This is a genomic window from Vibrio mytili, assembly GCF_000830505.1.
Taxonomy (GTDB): domain Bacteria; phylum Pseudomonadota; class Gammaproteobacteria; order Enterobacterales; family Vibrionaceae; genus Vibrio; species Vibrio mytili.
Window position 1 is genome coordinate 12,224 of sequence record NZ_JXOK01000009.1, and the last position, 21,276, is coordinate 33,499.

Here is a 21,276-nt window from a genome sequence, read left to right on the forward strand (position 1 = left end):
ATATCGACAATCTTATAAAAAGGGAGAATCACTTCAGGCAGTACGACAATGTACCAAGTGACTCTCCCTAAACGAAATGTCACATACGTCTAGTGACGTTGTGCTCCAATTGGCTACGAAGGTATGATCATTTGTGCGAGGACATAACCCATGCAGCAAGCACCAATCACACCAATCAAACCGACCGACATAAATGAGTGGTTAAAGTACCACTTACCAATCTTCGTTGTACCTGAGGTATCAAAGTTTACGGTTGCGATGTCTGATGGATAATTCGGAATAAAGAAGTACCCGTAGACCGCTGGCATCAAACCAATCAGTAACGCAGGATCCAGCCCAAGCCCCAGACCAACAGGTAACATCATACGTGCGGTAGCGGCTTGTGAGTTGACTACGACAGACACAATGAACAATGCCAGCGCGAATGTCCATGGGTAGTTGGTTACCATTTCTACGATGCCAGATCGAAACTGTGGCATGGCGTATTGGAAGTAAGTATCTGACATCCACGCAATACCAAAGATCGCAATTGCAGCCACCATACCGGATTTGAATACCACACCATTAGGCACGTTTCGTGGGTCCGTTTTGGTTGCAAGCAGAATGATACCGCCAAAACAGAGCATCATCATCTGAATGACCACAGCCATGCTGATTGGTTTTTCACCATCCACAATGGTACGAATGTCTGGCCACATCGCAATCACAACGATGATTAAAATGGATGAAATGAACATGAGTACCGAGTTACGAGCACTGGTTGGTAGTTTTTCATCGAGAGAGGTTGCGGTAGTAGAAAGGATTTTTTCACGCCAAACTGGGTCTTTTAAGCGCGTTTGGTACTCTTCATCGTCTTCGAGCTCTTTACCACGTTTTAAGCTGTAAAGGGACATAAGCAATGTACCAAATAACGTTGCTGGAACAGTAACCAGTAAAATTGATAGCAGCGTGATTTCATGTTGGATGTCAGACAACTGAGCAAGGTAGTACACAACGGCGGCAGAAATAGGCGACGCAGTAATACCGATTTGCGAAGCAACGGACGCCGCCGCCATCGGACGCTCAGGACGGATGCCATTTTTCAATGCCACATCGCCAATGATTGGCATGATGGAGTAAACCGCATGGCCTGTACCAAGCAAAAAGGTCATAAAATACGTCACAAATGGGGCAATCAATGTAACGCGTTTGGGATTCTTACGCAGCAATCGCTCTGCAACTTGCAACATGTATTTCAGTCCACCAGCGGCTTCTAAGATCGACGCGCAAGTCACCACAGCAAGAATGATCAACATTACCGTGACGGGTGGTGAAGTCGGTGGCATTTTGAATACAAATACTTCGATAACTAAGCCGATGCCAGAAACGACACCTAAGCCGATACCACCATAGCGTGAACCGATGTAGAGCATCATGAGTAAGAACAGAAACTCTAGATACAACATGATAATTTCCTTATTTGATACAACTAGTTACATTGTTCCGATATTCATGAGAAAAATATCTTGGCTTGGTCACACTTTGGTTGAGGTCAAAAAGCAATATGCAATATTTAGCAATAACTCACGTTATATCTGGGATGTGTTAACAGAGGATTATCAAGGTGTTTTTAGAGTGTGGCGTGTTTATAAGAAAGTATCGACAGGTTCTGGTGAACTTAACGTTTTGTTCATTTACACGGTCTACGTCGATAAGGTAAAACGCAAGCAAAGTGACGAGAGTAGTTGCTTGTTATCGAGTCTTATGAAGTAATGGTAGTCATTTAAAAATCTAAAAGATAATAGTTTGCATTACTGTTTCTGCTTGCGTATAAAGACAAGAAAGCGAAAACATTAATACGCGCAGCTATGTCCGACTCATTCTTTTACAAACTGTTTCAGTCATCAAGCTCAATGACAGCCTATCTTCACGGAGATATTGGCGAGATAAGCCAAGATGCGATTCACATTGACAACAATATTAACCCGATCATTAAAGGCTTATACCGTCAGCTCGAAGAAACCTATCCAGAAGCAGGACGAGCCTATTGGTTAACAAGAACGTGGGATCTGCTCTGCTGGCAGCCTGTTTATATCGCGTTTATATCAATTTATGGTTTTCAAACGTTGCCGAATCTATACCAGATGGCGCAATACGTGAAACCTTGCTTTGTAACCGGGTATCGTTTTGCTAATAAGCAATGTACTGTCGGTGATGAGACAACGTTGATTAGAGAAGCGGGACCGCAGCTCCGAGCTCTATTCGATTTCTATCAGAATGAGATGAATGAATGGACGCGTATTCGTCCAGGATTTACGCAGCAATTGATGTCTGATGGTATGTTAGCGGGACTAGTACGATTACAAAATTTCTTTCCCAATCTAAATAGCTCGATAATCAAAGAACATGCGTCGCTGTGGTTGCAAGCCATGGACCTAGAGCAAGACAACGTTAGCTCTCTATACCAGATGCAGATCGATCAACCTGTACAATTGGTAAGGAAAAGTTGTTGCTTAGTGTATAAACGAGAGCAGGGCAAACTATGTCAAGATTGCCCAAGACTGAATAAAAACCGTGAAATCATGTCGAAGCGAGTATGAGTTGTAATGCTCCAATTGGCATAAACGAGTACCTATGAGAAGGCGAAACCACCGATAAGTACCGCTTTACGGCTGAGTACTTTGCGGCTGATTATTCTGCTTGAATCCCGTCTTCATTATTCGCTGATGCATCAAAGAGCTCAGCGTTTTGCTCTTCTGCTTCCATTTTAGCCCGCTCTGCTTTAGAAATGTAGCGCGGTTTGTTGCTCTTGTGCAGTTTCGCGTTTTGCTTTTTCTGCTTTGATTTTAGGATTTGATTGATCTTTTTTTTACGATTCATGGGACACGTCCTTTCATTTAGCTGGGCAGAATAGTGTCTTTTTTGCTAACTTACAACTTTATGTGAGTGGATGTAACCTTACTCTAAAAGAGTCGTGCGGCGACGGCAGAACGAGTGATACGGTATTACTCAGAATTGAATGTGTATAAGCCGAAAAGTTGAGCGTGAGAATGAGCGAAGTGTTAATTGGCAAACTTGCCACTGAATTCAAAACCGTCAAAGCAATGGTTGAAGTATATTGCCGAGCTCACCACGGCAGTCAATCTGAGATATGCTCGGAATGTCGAACTTTGGTGAGGTATGCACAAATGAGGCTTGATCGTTGCCCTTACGGTGAGGAAAAGCCAACCTGCAACAAATGTCCTATTCACTGTTATAAACCCGAGCAAAAAGAACAAATGCGCTTTGTGATGCGATATTCTGGTCCGAGGATGTTACTCAAGCATCCTATATTGCTGTGCGCCATTTAATTCATGAACGGGGTGAGATCCCCAAGAAGCCAACCGAGAATGCTTCTAACCGCCATAAACGCAAAAGTGCATAACATTCTGGTGTGCAGAAACGAGGGCGAATGGCCCTCGTTAGTCGACTGAAGAATGACAGATTACATACCCGTTGCAATCTGTTGCTTTGATTTACTCGCGGCCAACAGCATGTAGATGCCAGTTGCAACCAAAGTGGCGAATAGGTAGCCCAGCAATCCATGCTCTTGCCCCATAAATCGGTCGGCAACCACAGGACCAAATACTGACCCAACACTGTAACTAAAAAGCATTACTTGCGTCGCTGAGACGATAAAACGCTCATCAAGCCCATCGCATCCTAGGTTAATAGCAATAGGGTATAACGCAAAAGTAGCAGCGCCCAAAAGACAGAGCGAAGCGGCTAATACCACTGCAGATGTCGAAACAAAAGTCATGCCGATAGCGAACATGCCTACAATACAGAATAGTGCCATTAGTACGGTGCGGCTCATGTAACGATTGAGTGCCGTTACCGTTGGTTGCACCAACATACCGCCCAAAATAACCAATGCCATCAAAGTTCCAATATCCTGATGGTTTATTTTTCGGTTAGTTAACTCAACAGGCATCAGTCCGTAAATTGCACCTAGTGTTAATCCCGAGACCATGCAGCCAATAATAGCAGCGTGGTTTAATCGCATGATTTGTTTGAATGACAAAGCGGTCGACTCGTGACTATTTGGTTGTTCACAATCGATAAACATCAACACAAGCACCGCCATTAAGATCAACGTTGTGATCGCAATAAACGGGACTGCACCGCTGATACCAATCACTCCAATCCCTAATTGTCCTAGAGCAGAACCACCGTATAACGACAGCATGTAAAAGCTAAGACGTTTTGCACGAGATGTTTCATCTCCTGACATTAACCAAGATTCAACGATCACAAAGATCCCAGCCACCGTGATACCTGCGATAAATCGAGCGATGAGCCATACGAACCCATCAGCAAATGCAGGCATGACAAGAATGGTCAGAGTAAACGCACTCAGACAAGTGACAAACGCTTTTCGGTGCCCCATTTGACGCACCATACGCTCAATAAACAGTGCACCAATCAGTAACCCAGCATAAAAGCTACTTGCTAACCAACTGGCAAATTCAGACGGTATACCATATTCGCTTAGCATTAGCGGGATCAGGCTCATTAAATAACCCGAAGCCACCGCGTACAATGATAGCGCGATGACGGGTACTTTGACTTGCGGTAATGTGCGTTGTAATACGTTAGTGTCCACTGTTTGTGCCTATCGATCATTTGATATTTTAGTAACTCTGATACAACGACAAGAAGCTCGATAACGAGCATAGTTACTGGCGCGAATTGTTGAAAAACGACGAAGTAGCTTAGCAGGCACTTTCTACGTCATTTTTGCATTCGCAACACGTTTCTTGAAGTTGTATGGGAGTGTTCTTAGGTATTTTGGCGCGAATATGCAGCCAATAACGAAGCAAGTAAAACGAATTAAACCTTTCGTTACGACAAATACTATTTATCGTTAATTGGAGTGAATTAGCGAATGGGCTGGAGAGGAAAATTATCAAAAAAGACAGTGAGATAGCCAGCCCTACACTGAGGCTGGCAACACGGGATTATTTATGAATCGCTTGATTTAACCACTGATCAAATTGGCTTTTAGACAGCGCCCCGTTGATCATGTCGACACGTTGAGCATCTTTGAACACCATGACAGTAGGGATACTACGAATCGCAAATTGTGCTAATAATCCGTTAATGAGTTAAGCAATGCGCTTAGTTAATCCAACATGAATACTCAACGCAGAAGTTTCGAGAGCAAAAGCCAGTCGGGCTAGAAACTGGTCAAGCTGAAAGTAGTATGTAATTAGATTCATTTCTATCTAATAAACGTCGACCAGCATAGACTTGCTGGTCGAGTAGTAAGAGGTTAGTTAAAGAAGTACTATTTATTCACAACGAACAATATCTGAGCCATCTAATGCGTAGCCAACTTTCCAGTTTGAAGAAATTTTCACATCTTTAAAGTAAGGGCATGCTGTATATTGGAATGTATATTTGTCAATTTCGCCACCTCTACCACGAGTGTAATATTCCTGGTTAAATACCGCTTTATTTTGTTTTAGGAAGTTGTCTTCGTAGGTAGTACATTCATTTCCGTAAGCAAAACATTGTTCATTGATTGCATAATCAAAATAGTCGACGAGTTCGTCCGTTTGGCCAACATCATTCTTAAGGCCGATACTTAAGCCTTTCTCGTGTGCAACGGTCGCTAGCCATTTGTTGTAGCTTAGCTGGTCATCTGAGTTGATGTAACCTTGAGTTTCTTCAGTGTTTTCAAATGCGTCAACGTTGTCTGGTTCTACACCGTCACATCCATTTTGCGCAGCAAGTTCTAAACGTGCAGCCATAATTGGTTTGATACTGTCGTTTAATGCCTTTTGGTTGCTGATGTCTAGCCATACTTCACCAGCCCAGTCTTGCATTCCGCCGTTTGCAATAACAGAATCCGCAGAAAAGTCGCCTGCATCTGGTCGCCAATCTTCACGCGTACCCGCGCTAAAGTAACAGATTACTTTTTTACCTTGTTTTTTGAGGTTTGAAATAACACCTTCGTCGATACCGTCAAAAAGATCGACGCCGTAAACTTCTACTTCTGGGTCAATGGTCAGGTTGTTGTAGTTTTCAAGTTGCCACGTCCAAGTTGTACCCGGCGCAGGAATCCATCTGTCGTTGCTAGAGCCCGAACCGTCGGTAGCGTTACCAGCATTATCAGTGCTATCTGTACCGTCGGTAGTGTTATCAGTACCGTTATCAATAATGATTTCATCTGAAACTAGAGAGATATTAACCGTCGCGGTGGAACTATTAACACCGTCACTGATGGTATAGGTAAAGAAGTCTGTTGTTTCAAACTTTCTGTTAGGTCGATACCTTACCTTACCATTATTTTTGATACGAACTCTTCCGCGAGAAGGCTTAGTAACAGTGATGCTTGGCTTTATAGCATAGGTATCGTTGCCCAGTATGTTGATAGTCGTCGCGCCTATTTCTGTGATTTCAACGTAGTCATTTACGGCGAGTAAATTGTCTGTTGCCGCAATAGATATTCCTGGATTTGCTAGTAGATAAAAAGGGACTAAAGCGGCTACGCGAAGTGTAGTGAATTTGTTCTTTTTATTTCCAGGACGAGTAGATTTTAATTTTTCCAACTTAATGCCTATAAAAATTGAGTTAAAGAGTAAATTATAAAAATAACTTCCCGTGACGAAAAAATTCGCCAAGTAGAAAATAATTCATACAATTATCTAAAAGGAGTAGGTTAAAGTATTGATTAAGTTAACATGATATTACTTATGAGCTAACGTATACTATTTAATAGATATATAAAGCGCACTAATTCATGAGGTGGAATAATCTTACCAGTAAAGTTATTTAAAACTCAAACAAAAGTTGGTCAATTTACAGTCAAGTTGGTTTTTGATAGAGAAAACATAGTGATATATTCTGGATTTGTGAACTATATGTGTAGTCACACATATTATTTTTGAACTTTACGGTTTAAAGACTATATAAACGATATTTGTCTAAAACTAATCGCATATTGGATTTAGTCTAACAAACTAGCTAATACTAAGGAAAACAATTACTAATCGTTATTTTTTTGCGTAAATTGAACAGACCACCAAATTTCCAGTAATTGAATAATTGTTAAATAACATACTGTGTTTCGGGTATCTTAAGCCCTGTCAGTTTGTTCATCGCTTTAATCATGTCTTAAGTTTCTCTAACCTGGCATTGTACTTTGTCAGGCGTAAAATCCCACCTAGCAACGGCTCGCTTGCTCCTTATGGCATCATGGCAATACCTTGTGTCACAAGCACCATCGAAAGGTATCTCGATGAGTTATCAGCGTGTAAATTAGGAAGAAATTCTGCATCCGTGACATTATATAAATTCAGGTATGTCGCAACTATAATGTTATTGAGGAATACGGAGAGGAGACATTAAGATCATAACTTAATCAGGGGGTTAGTTCTTAACTCTCGTTCTGAAAGCTTCATCTTCTGCAGAAAAATTCGTTCAACAATTGAGATAAACGTTAATAATGACATTTGGCAATTTGTCATTGTCTATATTTTAAATTGTAGCGTTGAATACTGATATATTAATAGTATGGTGTTCAGTTTAAATATTATGCATCTATTTACCCATGATCTTTCTGTTAGGTTGTGAATGATAAATTGTGCTGTTCATAATAAGTAGAGGAAGACAATGAAAATAATCAAGCTGTCTAGTAAAGACATAATTTTCGCTGCTGTTATCAGTCTGTCTTTGTTAACTGCATGTGATTCAAGCAAAAATGACACAGAAACTTCAGGTTCTGAAAAGCTCCCTGTTGTTGACCCACCATCTATAGAACCACCTTTGGTTGAATCTCCGGAAATGTGGATTCCTACCCCAGGATCTAGATGGATGTGGCAACTGCAAAACTATGATGACTTGATGATTGATCCCAATATTGGTATTTACGATATTGATCTTTTCGACGGAGTAAAGGGTGGCACCAATAGCCCAATTATGACTCTTAAAAATGCTGGTAAAAAAGTCATATGTTACTTTAGCGCTGGAACGCGAGAAAATTGGCGTCCCGATGCAGACCGATTCACACCCGATTCCGTCATTGCTGATGGAGACATGCAAGACTGGCCAGGTGAAACCTGGTTGAATATTGGCAATGAGCAGGCGTTAAACGATATTATCAAGCCTATAATGTCTGCTAGACTCGATTTAGCCAAAAATAATGGCTGTGATGCGGTGGAACCGGATAACGTTGATGGATTTGAGAATACTGAAGAAACCCATGGATTAATTACTCCAGAGCACCAATTAAGTTATAATAAGTGGCTTGCCAAAGAAGCCCATGCTAGGAACTTAAGTATTGCATTAAAGAATGATATTGACCAATTAAATGTTCTGGTATTTTCGTTTGACTTTGCGATTAGTGAGCAATGTTATGCTTATGGTAATGAGTGCCAATCCTATGAAGTTACATTTTTAAATAATAATAAGGCGGTATTTAATCAGGAATATTATACCAGCGGTAAAGTCGGTGAAACTGATCTGGATACATACAAAAATTTGGCTTGCCCGTATTTTATCAGTGTAAAAATTTCATCGCTGTGGAAAATGACCTACGATCTAGATGGTGTAGGGGTGGTCACATGTAATCCATGATAGCTAAATTTGGTTTACTTACTTGCTAAGGGCGTTGCAGCATAAATGTTTGATATTCTAGGTCTTCAAATTGCTTGTCTAGAGTTATCATGCCAATAACTGATACTATAAACATAGTGATGGTGAATCCATAGCCATAGAAAACCGGTCCAAGTATGATGGTGATAGAGGATAGTGTAACGTTTCCAATTGCCATTAACACTATCAGCCATAGTGCTGACATTCTTTTGTCTAGGTAATACATCACATTCAGTATGGCCATAAATAATACTTGTAAGCTAACACCGACCAAGTCTATGTAAAATAGATGTAAGTAGGTTAAGTCAATATTTAATAATGCCAGAATATCTTCTGCCCATAAAATTAAAAGTAACAGTGTCATTCCTTGAACTTTAAATATCTCATACAGACTTTTCTGGCAGGCTGAAACCATATTCTCTTTTAGAGAATGAATTTTAGTCAGAGTTGCCCCTTTACGTAAAGCGTCATAAAAACGAACGCACGCATCAGCAAATTCTGTTTCCATATGGAGCATAAATACCGCCATACCAGGTACGACCGACAAATAAGCGATGAAAATCGGCAGGTCATATATATAAGAAGCTCGGAATATATCGATGACTTGGTGAGAGGTTCCTGTGTTGAACCAAAACACAAACTTATCTAACCATACTCCCAGGTTATAAAAAACTCCACAGAATACCAGTGAATAAAATGCCTTTTTGGGATTAAGAAATTCAAATGAAATCAATCGTTCAGCAGGAAACTCTCGGATAATGTCATATAAGAATGCAAACGTGAGGATGCCCTGACAGAAACAAAAGATCAGCATCAGCCCTAGCAGACCGGAAGGTGGCAGAGAAAAACTGAGGCCTAGCATCAAACTGTAACTGATTGCCATCGTGATCAAAATGCGATAGTACTTTTTCATACCACTCAACATTATTATAGCTAGCCATTGATTACTCAGCAGAATGAGCGTGGTAAAGATAACAATCTTCAGCGTTAGTTCGAGAGTACCTGCAAAGTTTAATACCGCAACGCCGACGGTAGCTGCCAACACGCTGATAATCAGCATAGCACCGAGTAGGTTCGGTAAAATGCGATGTTCTTGCCTGATGGAGACAAGGTCGGAAATATAGCGGGTAATTAAGAGTTGGAGTAGTCCGCTGATGATAAGCGATCCTGCCATCAAGTAGGTGACAATCACCAAAAACTGAATCACGACTTCGGTCGGAAAGCTCATGCCAAGCGTTACTAGACCGATAATCAGCATGGCAAGGATAGTCAATATCCAGGGGCCTGAACTGATAATCCCTGCTAGACCATAAGCTTCTATGATTGATAGCAGCGTGTTTTTTTTCAGGATCTTTCTTATTTCAAATCCAATCCCCGCCATTAATGGCCTCCTGATACAGCTTATGATAAGCACCATACATTCTGGTTTCGTTGTAATAGCGAAGCACTCGTTTCTTGCCGATATCACCGGCTTTTCGCCACGTTTCAGAATCGGCTAGAATTTTGGTAATCGCTTTGACCCCTTCCTGAGGGCTGGCTATAGGAATGACTTCTCCTGCGGAACCAAGCGCGGCATCTTCTCCCTTGGCACCTTTTATCATCTCACGGCAGGCACCCACCTCAGTTGCAATACAAGGAATACCCGAAGCCATTGCCTCCAGTAGCACAAGTGGCTGCGCCTCGCTGATAGAGGTCAGCATCATTACGCCAATTTTCGGAATGATTTCCGCCACGTTCTGACTTCCAAGCATTTTGATATTGTCACTCATGTCCAAGCTTTTGATCAGCAGATCGCATTCGTAGACGTAGTCTGGATCCTCTTCTGTTGGGCCGATGATCCAGCCTTCCAGATCTGGCAGCTCCTCCACCGCCATTCGTATGGTACGAATAAAGGTTTTGATGTCTTTGATCGGTACCACTCGGCCCACTAAACCTACAACTAAAGGTGGATGTAAAGGTCTTTGTTGATAGGCTCGTTCAAAACGATCGACGTCGATGCCATTGACTATCACTAGAGTGCGGTCATCCGGAGCGCCATCTTGGTGTTGCCGTTGTCGGTTGCCTTCAAATAGTGCGATGATTTTATTAGCCTGGTGATAAGCGGTGAGACCGAGCTGCTCAAAAAATTGCACCCAAGTCTTTCTCATTAGATCTATCCCTTTATACATAGAGATATCCAGTGCAGCGTGGTGGTTATTGGCCCACTCAGCCTGCGAGAGATCTATTTTTCGTTCCTTGGTATAGATGCCGTGTTCGGTAAGCAGCAGAGGTCTTCCTGTGATTTGGTGGCATAGCGCACCAAGAAATCCAGCGTAACCAGTTGAAACACTGTGAAATACTTTCGCATCCGGCAGGTTTTGAGATATTTTCGATAAAATGAACAACGGTTGATAAATATTCCGATACGTCCAAAAGTAGTCGACAAACGATTCGGTATCTGCATAAGAGGTATACTGATCGGTCAACATTTCCCAAGAGGAGCGACTGTAAAGAAAGTCCTCCATTGTCAGAGAACCGTGTTTACCAAGTATTTTGGAAACACTGAGAAGCAGTTCACCCGGAATAGGCGTCGAACTGTGATTAAAATAAGACAGGAAAGCACGTAATGTCGCAAAATGTGTCTCGTTGCCTGAGCAGGTTCGGGGGTTGTATTTTTTGGCATCTGGTAATAGGAAGTGAACCTCAAATCCGACAACGTTGCCTGGTAACTGATAGGCCGGTTCTTTGTACAGGTCCGGATGACCACCGAGAAAAATAAGATAAAACTTCAGTTCAGGCAGGCCTAGAATGATCTGGTGTACCCAACTAGAAACACCGCCTCTTACATACGGGTATGTGCCCTCAAGTAGTAGGCAAACGTCAACAGGTTCCTTGGACTGCTTCCGACTAAAGAATTTCATCTCCAATACTCTTTTATCTGGCTAGTTAACTCGTTATGTTGGTCTGGGAAGTAAGTAATGAAATGTCGTACATCGCGGTAATTGCCAATCATATAAGCTGCTTCCGCCAGATAGGGAGCAACTAGCTTGATGATTGCTCCTTGATTTAGGGCTCTGTTTAGTACACGGGTGGCGTCTAATGGGCGCTTCTGCTTGAGAAAAACTCTTCCTAATAAAAGGTTAGATGATGCAGACTCTTGGATTTTATTTGCATGAATCAGGTACTGTTCGGCCTGTTCTAAGTAGAGTTGGATTAGAACGCCTTCGGCAATGCAAGATAGCAGAGTTCCCAGTATTGTTGAGCTAGCTCATACGCTTTATGCGCTGTTGGCCTATGCTCAAATTGCTTTTTGAATAAGCTTATTGATTCATTTATTTCTGTCTCTATTCGCTCCAGAGATGCATAGGCCTGCAACCTTACATCGTCGGACAGATCTCTTCTTGCAAGTTGTAACATGGACACGGCGTATTTATTGGGTAGGTTACGAATCGCCGAGATAGCGAGTAAATGCCTTTCTGGATCGTTGTCATACAGTAGAATCTCACGCAAAGCACCAATACCTAAATGTTCGACGGGAATATTTTTCGGATTCACCGGCAACGGACTTTCTTCATAAGATCGCCAAGTGACGTTGTTTACTTTGCGTGGTAGGTGTAGGGCGAACAGCAGCGAACCGAGTGTTCCCAATATGCCGATAACCGGAAGTAACCAGTTAAAAATAAAAAGAAAACCCATCGAACTTCCTAGTGGGTATTTATAGTTAGTTGGCATCATTAGCCAGCAGGCGGCACTCAAACTGACGCAGGCCAAAGTGTGGTAAGCCAGTGCGTATAGTTCAACATGAATTGTATCAGAGTGCTGGATTAGCATATTTATACTGATGCTCTCGAGCACCAAAGCACTAAGAAGCAGCCATATTTTCATAGAAGTCTCCTAGCTGCACAATAACTTGTTGAATTTTATCCCAATCCTTTTCTACTGACAGCGGGCCAATGATTTTGAAATCAGCGTTAAGGGACGGTATTTCTACCGGAATCATTGCGTTGAGGCGATTAGCAAACTGCTGCGCTCCATACAAGGTTGTCATCGGCAGCAAAACGGTAAGTGCTTGCTGTCCGTTGACGGTTTGACAGCACCAGTAAATATCGGCCCCACGATGATGCTCGATTGCAGAGTTGAGTGCTCGTTGATACTTGTTTTTGATATCGATAAAGACAATCACACAACTGTCTGTTCCGTAGTGCTTATTGTTATTTTTGGCCCTGTCCAGATAGTCGATAAACAGCGACTTCTGATTCTGCTGTAGAGTCGGAGTCATGAACTCGTCAGTCAGCAGGTCTGCAGAATAGTTAGCAACAACGGAGAGCAATGCAATATTGGTCGGATTCAGCATGAAAAACTTGGTGCTTTCCGCCAGAACAGCGGCCTGGATGTCACCATGAGTATTAACCAGCGGAATACAGAGTTGGTAACGAGACTTATGCTCCTGTTGCTCAGACAATTTGGCAGCGGAAAGCAGTTGTTGCTCCTTCAGCATTTCTTGCAGCATTGGGTCTGTGAGGTCTAATAGGTGCTGTTCACCTCGTACCGATAGTGCGTTAGGGGTAATATTTTTCCCATTAACTTGGTAAAATCCGGCAACTTCAATCCCTGCAATTTCAGCCATTAAATTGAGGATCGGTTCAGCAAGGTTTTCCTGACGCTGCTCAATGTGTTGGTATGCAATATTGCTCAGGGCTTTAACGCTTGATCGAAGACTGCTGCTCTGGCTAGCCGTGCGCTGTTCGAGCTGGTCATGTGAAACTTTAAGCAAGTGGTAGTTTTTGCTGAATAGAGCCAATTTATCACGCATGTACTGATGCTCCATCGACAGACGACGGCTGGTACTGTTCCAGTGGTTTTGAAATTCACCAGCCAGCAAGGTGGTGAAGACAATACCGATCCCGTGAGAGAGAGGAAACTGTTGAAGATGACCGTCTATCTGCATGATATAGGCGATGACAATGTTGGTTACGACCGCGCAGGTTAATCCCTTGGCGAGTCCATAACGCAATGCGATCAGTATTGGACCAATCAATGGCCAGAAAAAGCTCTGCTCAACAAATGGCGGTGTCAGTAATTCCGATTTAGTCCAGATATAAATAACGATTAGCGTGACAACAGACGTCTCGAGCCACGCGATGCCGTTGCTTTGATTTCCTTTTACTATCTGTCTAAAGTTCCGTTTACTCATATAACACCATTGAGTCTTAATGTTTTTTGTCGAGCGAAAACTGTCCACTATGGTTGCGTTACCACAATGCCATCGAGCAATTTTTCAATTACTACCTGACCAGTGCCAGTAATGCTCTCGCGTCCCCAGCCGACTCGACTGCCCGACGCCCGCCAGCGCACCTCACCCGTTTTGGCGGATTGAATTTCTAACGTTAAACCCACCGCAGGCTCGCCATCTAATCCGCTTTTGTAATGCCACTCTTCGATAGAGCCGGTAATAACATAATCTACCGATTGGTTTGCCAACCATGCCTGGGCGTTTTGTTGTTTCACGCTTGAATCAAGCACACTGCGGAGATCAGTGTTGTTTGTCGCAGGGTACCGAATCGTTCTGATGCCTTTTGCATAAAGCTGCGTTGCGACCAATTGTTCCGCTTTTTCTGCCGCCATAGGAGTATTGGCATTGTTGATCATTGGCATGATGGCCCATGAGCTTGCCGCACTAAAAGTTGGGCTATCCGGTATTTGGTAATTGCTGCATGAGAACAGGATCATGCTCAATGTTATCAGTAAGATATTCTTCATCTTATTGTCCTTTTAGAAGCTGTAGTAGTAGCCCAGTGACAGTTGTAATGAGTCAGTACCGTTTCGATCCTGGCTTTGCCAACTAGTCGTCAGGTAAAGCTCATCACTGCCGAGAATTTCCCAGCCCAGCCCGGCACTGAGAGTAAGATCCGGCTTTGAAGTAACCGTGTTGTAGCCGAGTGAAGTATCAAGCCAATATCGGGGGGAGGGTACTGTAGGGCCCGGTAGACCTGGTGTTCCGTGATACAGACGTTGACCAATAGACAGCCTCTGGTATCTGTTTGCTATGAAATCGCTGCTTGTGATAGGCGTATTACCCTGGTACCACTGATTGAACCCGGTTAAGGGCGAGCTGTCGTGTTTGATATTGTGTGTTGAAATATCGGCGTATGCCTGCCAGGCAGGATCGTTAATAAACAGTTGTTCTGTTACGCGCAGATTCATGTCCCAGCCTTGGCCAATATTGTCGTCAAATCGCGTTTTTAAATCATGATAGTTGAGCCGCAAAGAGAGGGATTCCCGGTTGGTCAGTCTATAATGGGTGCTAAAGCCTAGGGTATTGTCTTGACCAGCAACGGTTAATAGTTTGCTCGCTTCTATGTGTGAATTCAGGCTTAAGCTGAATTTAGCCTGCCAATCGTCATTAATGGCAAACTGATAGTGTCCTATTAGCCCGAGCCGTTGGTCGCCAATACCGTCTGCGATATCAAAGCCAATTTCGGCACTGCTATCAGAAAATTGCTGGTGGTACGAACCTCTCAAGCGATGTTCGTTCCTAAGATCACTACTCTGAAGATTGTCTATTGTGCTTGTTTGCTGGTAGTCGTTACCAAGTCGCCAGAAGCCAGAAGAGTGCGGAGCATAGAAATCCAGGCTGTAACGGGTGATATCCCATGAACTAATCGATAAAACTTGGCCGCGTAGACTGCGATTTTTATCCGGATTCTGCTGCGCATGCATTTTAAGTAATTGCGCTTCCGAGTCTTTATCTTGCATGGTGCCGAGCAGATTTTCACCTTCATCCCAAGCCGCTTGCTGCTGACCAACTTTTTTCAGCGCGGCATACTTGTCGGTAACCGGTAAATTAACTGAATTTGCCAGCAGACGTTCTACAGCATCTTTATCGTTCTGCTTCATCGCTAGGGAAAGTTTCTGCCAGTCAGGCAAAGGGTACTGGCCTAGCGCGGTATTCTGTTGCCAATACAACAAGCGATCGGTTTGATTGTTGGCTAGGTAATGTCTGTAAAGCTCGGCGGTACGTTCCGGGCTCGGTGCCGTCGTCGCTTCAAATTCAATCATCGATTGTGCAAAAGTAGGGCTGGTAAACAGGGCGATGAGAGACCGGTAGCTAGAATCCCCCCCTTGACTGGCCAGTAGTTCTTGTTTCCTTTGGTAGAGAACAAATTTGCGCAGCTCGTACGCTTTATCTAACTGGCCGGTTTTTTCTAGCAATGTCGCGTAATTGAGCAGGATGGACACGTCGGGAGCGTCATTGTTGAGTAATAACTGTTTGTACCAAATTGCGGCTTCAGCCCAGTTGCCCAGTTGTTGATTGGCGGTAGCAAAAGCCAGCCATAAATTCTGATCATCCGCTAATACCAGTTTATAGCGGTCATAGAGTTCTGACAGGTGATGATGATCTTTGGTTTCAATTGCTATCCACATTAAGCTGTTTATAGCGGTCGGGTCAGCCGGAGAAATTTCTAAAATAGTCTTAAGCAGTTCTGCGGCCTGATCAGTTTTCCCCTCTTGTAAAGAAAGCTCAACCCGGATATTTAACACGTCCAAATTACGGACGAGAGACGGGTCACTTGCTGCCAGATCAACTAACTGTTTCAGTCTGTCACTATCGCCACGTTGTTGGCTTTCAGAGATTAACAACAGTAGAATTTGATCGTTATCCGTCTGTCTATAAAGCGCAACTAGCATTGCACTACTGTCTCTATCAAGGGGCGAAAGTACTTTTACGTAGCGATAAATGTCGAGTTGGTCACTCTGGCGAGTAGCGAGTTGGTTAAAACTTTTTATCGCCACAGCTCGGTTACTGGTTTCCCATGCGAGCGCTGCGACCCTTTTTAGATAGAGGTTCTCTGCTTCCAGCCAGTTTTCGGGGGCGATAAGAGCATTTAAGGCTTGTTGGGGTTGGTGCTGCATTAAAAACATATCTAAGGCTGTTAACGCTTCTTTTTGAGTCGGAGAGCGAAGTCGACGCAGATCACGCCACTGTGAGATAGCTGCCTGGCTATTATTCTGATAGCTATAAAGACGCATTTTATGGCTGATTAGTTGCGAATCGTTAGGGTGAGTTTGTGCTAGCTCGATAACGCTTTTTAATGCTGCATCGGTCCCCTGAGACTTTTCAATTGCATCTACCCATTGTGAATATTCGTCCTGACGAAGCCGATTCTGTTTGGCCAAGGCAGACAGAAAAACCCCAATATAGTAGATATCACTTAATGCCTGAGAGTCTTCTAGACCATTACGAAGCTGCTCTTCCGTTGGTGAGAGTGGCAAGAGGGCAATGCTGACCGCCTGAGCATTTTTGATATCATCCTGCCATCGATAAATTTGGTGCAATGCCTGATAATCTTGTATATCTCCCTCAAGTTCAATTGCTTGGTGTAATGCGTCTGTTGCTACTGCTAATTCTTCTAAAGCGACGGCAATTTCAGCACTATGTCGATAGTGGCTCGCTTTCGGCTCGACTTTAACCAGCTTGTTGAGTTGCTCGAGAGCAACATCCAAATTGCCAACTTTTTCTGAGTGGTCACTTGATGCTTTTAGGTAATCAGGGGTATTGGCGAGGGTGCTTGATACTGTTCGATGAATTCTTTACTTAGTTGTGGTTGATTCACGGCAGCAAACACATCAAACAGGTCGTTCGCATGTGGCATATCTTCAGAATGTTGGAATGCTTCTTTGCTCAGCGTTAAGGCAGAATCGTAGTTTTCACCCTGTAATGCTAGAGAGATTAGCTCGTCGTAGTCGGTGACATCACTTGCAACGTGCGAATACAAATAATCCAGCCCCTTTAAAGGCAGGTTAAACCCAATGGCGGCATCGGCAAAACGACGGGCAAGAGCGTCATCAGGGATAGCATCAATTAGGTCAAAAAATGCGGTTAACTTCTCTTCAGCTTGTAGCTGTTGTTCTGGTGTTGCTTTGTAGTAACTGGCAAGCAGCACCGACAAATAAGATTCAGTTGCCTGCCAATCTCGCTCTCCATTATTGTCAATCAACATTGTTTCCAGCAGACGACTGGCATCGTCAAGTTGACCAAGTTCGATGTATTTATCGGCTATTTTCTTCACGATATCACGATTTTCTGGGTCGAATTTATACAACTGATTCAGAAAAGCTAGGGATATCTGAGGTGAGGCGGACTGCTCAATAAGCTGAATTAACATAAGCTTGGTTGGAGCGACAAACCACATGGTGCCGAGCGAAAAAACGGCGATAAGAACAAGAGTAGACTTATTGATTAGATGAGTTTTTGGTCTACTCTTCGCTATGTAAGATTGCTCTGGTGGGTTGACGCGTGAATTACTCATATTCTAATTACCGTAGAGGTACACAGCGAAGCGTTCCGGACAGAACTCCGCTTTTCGATGAATGGAAATGGATGGAATCATTTGAGATAACGCGCTTGCGAAGAGGTTCTCCTGTAAGTGACTGGCAATCTTGAGTGCCATAGATTGTCAGTTCTAATGGCTGGTGAGACTGTATTGACCAATTGATCATACTTCCGCTCTTCTGCCATTTAAGCAGAACACCATTGGCACTCTGTAATCGTACTGTTTTTGGATCGTTTTGGTGAGTTGAAAACACTGTTCGAGGTTGTTTAAGAATTAGGAACTTACCATCTTTAGCTTGATTCCAACCTGCCAAATCCACCCCTGTTGGATAACCAAGCCTATCGGCCAGTCGAATGCTTTTGACGCCGGAAGAGGTGATCTGCCAGCGGCCATCTAAAGTTTTTGCGATTCCCGTTTCGTATAGACTTTTGGCTCGCAAGGCATACTCACTGAGAAAAAGTGGTGTTGTCGCTTGAGAGAGTACCCAGTCATAGACGGTTTTCAGAGCTTGGAGTGAGGCAGGGTACTGTGCAGAATACATGTTGAAATAGATACTGATGGGTTTTAAGCGACGAGGTTCGCCCAGAATGTCAAAAGTCTCTAGCACACGACGGTAACCATCATAGTTCGCAGTCCACTGACGCGTATAGCTTAGTTCATTAGCTATGGGGGCGTAGACTTGTACAGCATTGGGATACCATTGAATGGCAGCAGACACTCGTGACAAGTCATCCGCACCGTTTACGGCATAGCTGTTGCCGCCATTTACATTTAACAAATGCGCATTAGTGGCCACCATTAGCGCTTGTTGATCCGGGTCAGACTGACCAGACCAAAGTATCAATTTGACTTTTTTACTCGCAGGGGCGAGGTGAGCATTAATGTACGCCGTACTCTTTACTATCTCATCTCGGACGTTTGTTGAAGAAGCCATCTGTTTGGCATTTTGAACGCCAGAATCAGGGTACCAATATTCTGGGTGACTATAGGTATGCGAGGCAATTTCTACATTGCTTTCGCTAAAAATTTTTTGGGCGCTCTGGGTAAGTGCATACCTTTTTGACTCTGTTATCTCGCGGTTGGTTATGTCTCCGACAACCACAGAAACTGTAACAGGAAGCGTGTATTTGCGCAGTATTTGCTGATAAATGACGTCCCCGGCAATGGGGGTTCCTGGCAGCCAGGTTTTGGATCCGAAACCATCACCATCAATATGGCTGGTCAAAATACGTTGGCCTGATTCAGTGGTGATATCGGCCGCTGGAATCACTGGAAGACTCAGTGTTTCTGTGATCAGGCGGAATGGATCAACGGCCCAGGATTGTTGTCCATTGGCAAGGTAATTCATTGGCATTGGACTTAACGCCGCCCCGCCCCAAAGGGCGCTAAACAAGAGCGTCGATTCTCTGCCAGACTCATCAACGAAAGACACCAAGGTTTTGATATCGGAATTGTTAGACTGCCACGCAGGAGAGGAGTCAAACTCGCTGAATGATACCGGGTAGTATCTCGCCGTCCAATCTTTGCCCTTTCGCTGCTCTATATTTCCCGCAAGTTTCTCTCTAGCTTGAATTCCGAGCTTGGCCAGAAATTTTGGATCGGTGGGCAGGGCGTTAATAAATAAAACCGGAACGGAACCGATCAGTTGATATAGCCAGCTTTGTACTGCTGGAAACTTCTGAAACCCTCCCTCATCTAACCAGATAATGACACCGGCATAGCGACTAATGTCCAAGTTATTTAAAGAAACAGACTTGATATCAACACATTCAGGGACATACCCTAGATATTCAATTGGCATCGCTAGGTTACGATGACATGAAGAGGCCGCAGGATTCATTTCCGGACTTTCATAGAGTCCTAATATCCGTCGGGCAATTGGCTCGACGCTACTTATGCCAAATTCATACAGTAACCCGTCACTGATATAAGGCGTGCTTTTCTCATCAATGAGGCGCTGAGCAGCCCGTTTTTGATCGGCTCTTCGTGAAGCAGGAATATAGTCAATGACAATGGTTTCTATCCCTTTGGCTTTGACAAGATCGAGCTGGTTGTTGAGCCACTTGTAATCATTGGCCGAAGTTTCACTGTATTCCTGACTCACAGGGTCATATTTATGATATAGCGATTCTGCGACCACGGCATAAGGTTTGAAAGACAAGGAATTCAGTAGTTCAAACCCACGATTAAACATCAATTTAGGTTTATTGGATGCGTCGCTTAATGCCGTCAAGATATCAGTCAGAGCACTTTGTTGTGCAGACAAATCGTAGTCACTTTGACTCAGTAGCGTGTAACTATCTAAGGTATCTAGGAACAAGCCATCGAAGTGCTGATTGGTCAGAGAACTGGCTTGGTTAAGTAAGTATGATTGCCAATTAGATGAAGTTAGGTCCATCACATGACTATTCCAATTGCCATTTTTGAATGGAGAGGCTGTACGCAGTGAATCAGGCAGTGTTGCTCCGCCATATTCTCCGACACTAAGATAGGCGAACACCAATGTCCCAGAAGTTTGAAGCGTTGCTATTTGCTCTGGGCTTATCAGCGTTGGATTGACCACCACTCGATCATAATTCATTAACTCACGTACTGAATCGACTTGATTGTAATAGAACGCAATAGAGGGGGGGATACTCCCAAAAGCGGGAGCATTGAAACTTCCTATTAAAAGACAAATCATTATCGAAGATCGCATGCAACACCATAGTTTTATATGTGATGTAGATAAAGTGTGTATCTGTTCTAGACATATTGCAAAAAACACACTTGGCTCGAAATTTTTAATTAAATGTCTCAACTATGAGAAAGCTCTGAATTCATTTGTCGGCAAGTAAGTAACAAAATGCTCTCACTTTAGACTGAGAAAAATTCGTACTTAATAGACTGCGAAATATTGGGTCAATTATCTAATTGATTTATATAATGAGTTAATTTTAAAACTTAATATTTGGTCATCTACTGTCTCTTTTATATTTCCAAAGATGGTCGACTTTTTATGTGACATTGAACTCTACCTTCTAATTCAACCCACCTAGAAAAATCGCTCGACGTGTTACTGCCAAAGCTCTACATTGCAGGGCTATTAAGCAAAAAGTATAGGCATAGCATTAGATTTTAATGCCAATGAGTGAGTTGCCGCCCCTTTTGAAACCCACGTCGGAAAAGGAGTCGTACACTGTCCACCACAACGTTCTGATGTGATTTGTCACGTTGTCACGGTTGTAATGCGAAAAAAATTCGATATTGATAATATTATTTTTAGTATTTGCTAAAAGTGTGACGCTTACTACACTTGAACTGATCAAACAGGGCTCATTTCAGACATTGACATACCCGAGTT

The 21,276-nt window shown here is 43.2% G+C and carries 14 protein-coding genes and 3 pseudogenes; 3 read left to right on the plus strand and 14 right to left on the minus strand.

The features are described 5' to 3' along the window. Window positions 1–113: 113 nt before the first annotated feature. The gene (locus SU60_RS04160) at window positions 114–1,445 is read right to left on the minus strand and encodes an anaerobic C4-dicarboxylate transporter (RefSeq protein WP_041154458.1); all 1,332 of its coding nucleotides are present in this window, start codon (window positions 1,443–1,445) and stop codon (window positions 114–116) included. A 402-nt stretch (window positions 1,446–1,847) separates the two neighbouring features. Here SU60_RS04160 and SU60_RS04170 point away from each other — a divergent pair, with 402 nt between their 5' ends. Beyond that, complete coding sequence (locus SU60_RS04170) at window positions 1,848–2,579, plus strand: siderophore ferric iron reductase (protein WP_041154460.1); 732 nt, start codon at window positions 1,848–1,850, stop codon at window positions 2,577–2,579. 91 nt (window positions 2,580–2,670) lie between these two features. Here the strand turns inward: SU60_RS04170 and SU60_RS04175 are convergent, their stop codons facing one another. Beyond that, on the minus strand, window positions 2,671–2,859 hold the full coding sequence (locus tag SU60_RS04175; RefSeq protein ID WP_041154461.1) for a DUF2986 domain-containing protein: 189 nt from the start codon (window positions 2,857–2,859) through the stop codon (window positions 2,671–2,673). Window positions 2,860–3,029: 170 nt separating this feature from the next. Here SU60_RS04175 and SU60_RS21205 point away from each other — a divergent pair. After that, window positions 3,030–3,403: pseudogene (locus SU60_RS21205) on the plus strand (nitrous oxide-stimulated promoter family protein). Window positions 3,404–3,463: 60 nt separating this feature from the next. On the opposite strand, the gene SU60_RS04180 reads toward SU60_RS21205, so the two are convergent. From SU60_RS04180 to SU60_RS22240, 4 genes and pseudogenes are all read right to left on the minus strand, one after another. Then, window positions 3,464–4,624, minus strand: a complete 1,161-nt coding sequence (locus SU60_RS04180) for an MFS transporter (protein WP_041154462.1) — start codon at window positions 4,622–4,624, stop codon at window positions 3,464–3,466. A gap of 355 nt (window positions 4,625–4,979) precedes the next feature. Next, a pseudogene (locus SU60_RS04185) lies at window positions 4,980–5,114 on the minus strand (thioredoxin TrxC); the annotation flags it as partial. A 198-nt stretch (window positions 5,115–5,312) separates the two neighbouring features. Next, complete coding sequence (locus SU60_RS04190; protein WP_164833027.1) at window positions 5,313–6,575, minus strand: endo alpha-1,4 polygalactosaminidase; 1,263 nt, start codon at window positions 6,573–6,575, stop codon at window positions 5,313–5,315. A gap of 499 nt (window positions 6,576–7,074) precedes the next feature. Then, window positions 7,075–7,340: pseudogene (locus SU60_RS22240) on the minus strand (IS5/IS1182 family transposase); the annotation flags it as partial. Between the two features lie 298 nt (window positions 7,341–7,638). Here SU60_RS22240 and SU60_RS04195 point away from each other — a divergent pair. After that, on the plus strand, window positions 7,639–8,601 hold the full coding sequence (locus SU60_RS04195) for an endo alpha-1,4 polygalactosaminidase (RefSeq protein WP_041154463.1): 963 nt from the start codon (window positions 7,639–7,641) through the stop codon (window positions 8,599–8,601). A gap of 25 nt (window positions 8,602–8,626) precedes the next feature. Here SU60_RS04195 and pelG read toward each other — a convergent pair whose 3' ends face one another. From pelG to SU60_RS04235, 8 genes are all read right to left on the minus strand, one after another. After that, window positions 8,627–10,000 (minus strand): exopolysaccharide Pel transporter PelG, encoded by a 1,374-nt coding sequence (pelG, locus tag SU60_RS04200; RefSeq protein ID WP_041154464.1) that lies wholly within the window; start codon window positions 9,998–10,000, stop codon window positions 8,627–8,629. Beyond that, the gene (gene pelF / locus SU60_RS04205; RefSeq protein ID WP_041154465.1) at window positions 9,981–11,519 is read right to left on the minus strand and encodes a GT4 family glycosyltransferase PelF; all 1,539 of its coding nucleotides are present in this window, start codon (window positions 11,517–11,519) and stop codon (window positions 9,981–9,983) included. The genes pelG and pelF overlap by 20 nt, the downstream gene beginning before the upstream one ends. A 292-nt stretch (window positions 11,520–11,811) precedes the next feature. Further along, window positions 11,812–12,483: a hypothetical protein gene (locus tag SU60_RS04210; RefSeq protein WP_041154466.1), complete on the minus strand. Its 672-nt coding sequence runs from the start codon at window positions 12,481–12,483 to the stop codon at window positions 11,812–11,814. Further along, a complete protein-coding gene (locus tag SU60_RS04215) occupies window positions 12,461–13,792 on the minus strand; it encodes a hypothetical protein (protein WP_041154467.1) in 1,332 nt (443 codons plus the stop codon). The genes SU60_RS04210 and SU60_RS04215 overlap by 23 nt, the downstream gene beginning before the upstream one ends. A 47-nt stretch (window positions 13,793–13,839) precedes the next feature. Next, window positions 13,840–14,358 (minus strand): lipoprotein, encoded by a 519-nt coding sequence (locus SU60_RS04220; RefSeq protein ID WP_041154468.1) that lies wholly within the window; start codon window positions 14,356–14,358, stop codon window positions 13,840–13,842. 12 nt (window positions 14,359–14,370) lie between these two features. Then, window positions 14,371–17,103 (minus strand): tetratricopeptide repeat protein, encoded by a 2,733-nt coding sequence (locus SU60_RS04225; protein ID WP_041154469.1) that lies wholly within the window; start codon window positions 17,101–17,103, stop codon window positions 14,371–14,373. 35 nt (window positions 17,104–17,138) lie between these two features. Continuing rightward, window positions 17,139–17,909: a tetratricopeptide repeat protein gene (locus SU60_RS04230; protein WP_041154470.1), complete on the minus strand. Its 771-nt coding sequence runs from the start codon at window positions 17,907–17,909 to the stop codon at window positions 17,139–17,141. A gap of 7 nt (window positions 17,910–17,916) precedes the next feature. Beyond that, entirely contained in the window at window positions 17,917–20,514 is a 2,598-nt protein-coding gene (locus tag SU60_RS04235; protein ID WP_245228352.1) for an endo alpha-1,4 polygalactosaminidase, read from the minus strand. Window positions 20,515–21,276: the final 762 nt, after the last annotated feature.

What these genes read in the sequence shown, in the direction of transcription:
- SU60_RS04160 (WP_041154458.1), bottom strand. Translation starts at nt 1,445, where the DNA reads ATGTTGTATCTAGAGTTTCTGTTCTTACTCATGATGCTCTACATCGGT.
- SU60_RS04170 (WP_041154460.1), top strand. Translation starts at nt 1,848, where the DNA reads ATGTCCGACTCATTCTTTTACAAACTGTTTCAGTCATCAAGCTCAATG.
- SU60_RS04175 (WP_041154461.1), bottom strand. Translation starts at nt 2,859, where the DNA reads ATGAATCGTAAAAAAAAGATCAATCAAATCCTAAAATCAAAGCAGAAA.
- SU60_RS04195 (WP_041154463.1), top strand. Translation starts at nt 7,639, where the DNA reads ATGAAAATAATCAAGCTGTCTAGTAAAGACATAATTTTCGCTGCTGTT.
- pelG (WP_041154464.1), bottom strand. Translation starts at nt 10,000, where the DNA reads ATGGCGGGGATTGGATTTGAAATAAGAAAGATCCTGAAAAAAAACACG.
- pelF (WP_041154465.1), bottom strand. Translation starts at nt 11,519, where the DNA reads ATGAAATTCTTTAGTCGGAAGCAGTCCAAGGAACCTGTTGACGTTTGC.
- SU60_RS04210 (WP_041154466.1), bottom strand. Translation starts at nt 12,483, where the DNA reads ATGAAAATATGGCTGCTTCTTAGTGCTTTGGTGCTCGAGAGCATCAGT.
- SU60_RS04215 (WP_041154467.1), bottom strand. Translation starts at nt 13,792, where the DNA reads ATGAGTAAACGGAACTTTAGACAGATAGTAAAAGGAAATCAAAGCAAC.
- SU60_RS04220 (WP_041154468.1), bottom strand. Translation starts at nt 14,358, where the DNA reads ATGAAGAATATCTTACTGATAACATTGAGCATGATCCTGTTCTCATGC.
- SU60_RS04230 (WP_041154470.1), bottom strand. Translation starts at nt 17,909, where the DNA reads ATGAGTAATTCACGCGTCAACCCACCAGAGCAATCTTACATAGCGAAG.
- SU60_RS04235 (WP_245228352.1), bottom strand. Translation starts at nt 20,514, where the DNA reads ATGAATTATGATCGAGTGGTGGTCAATCCAACGCTGATAAGCCCAGAG.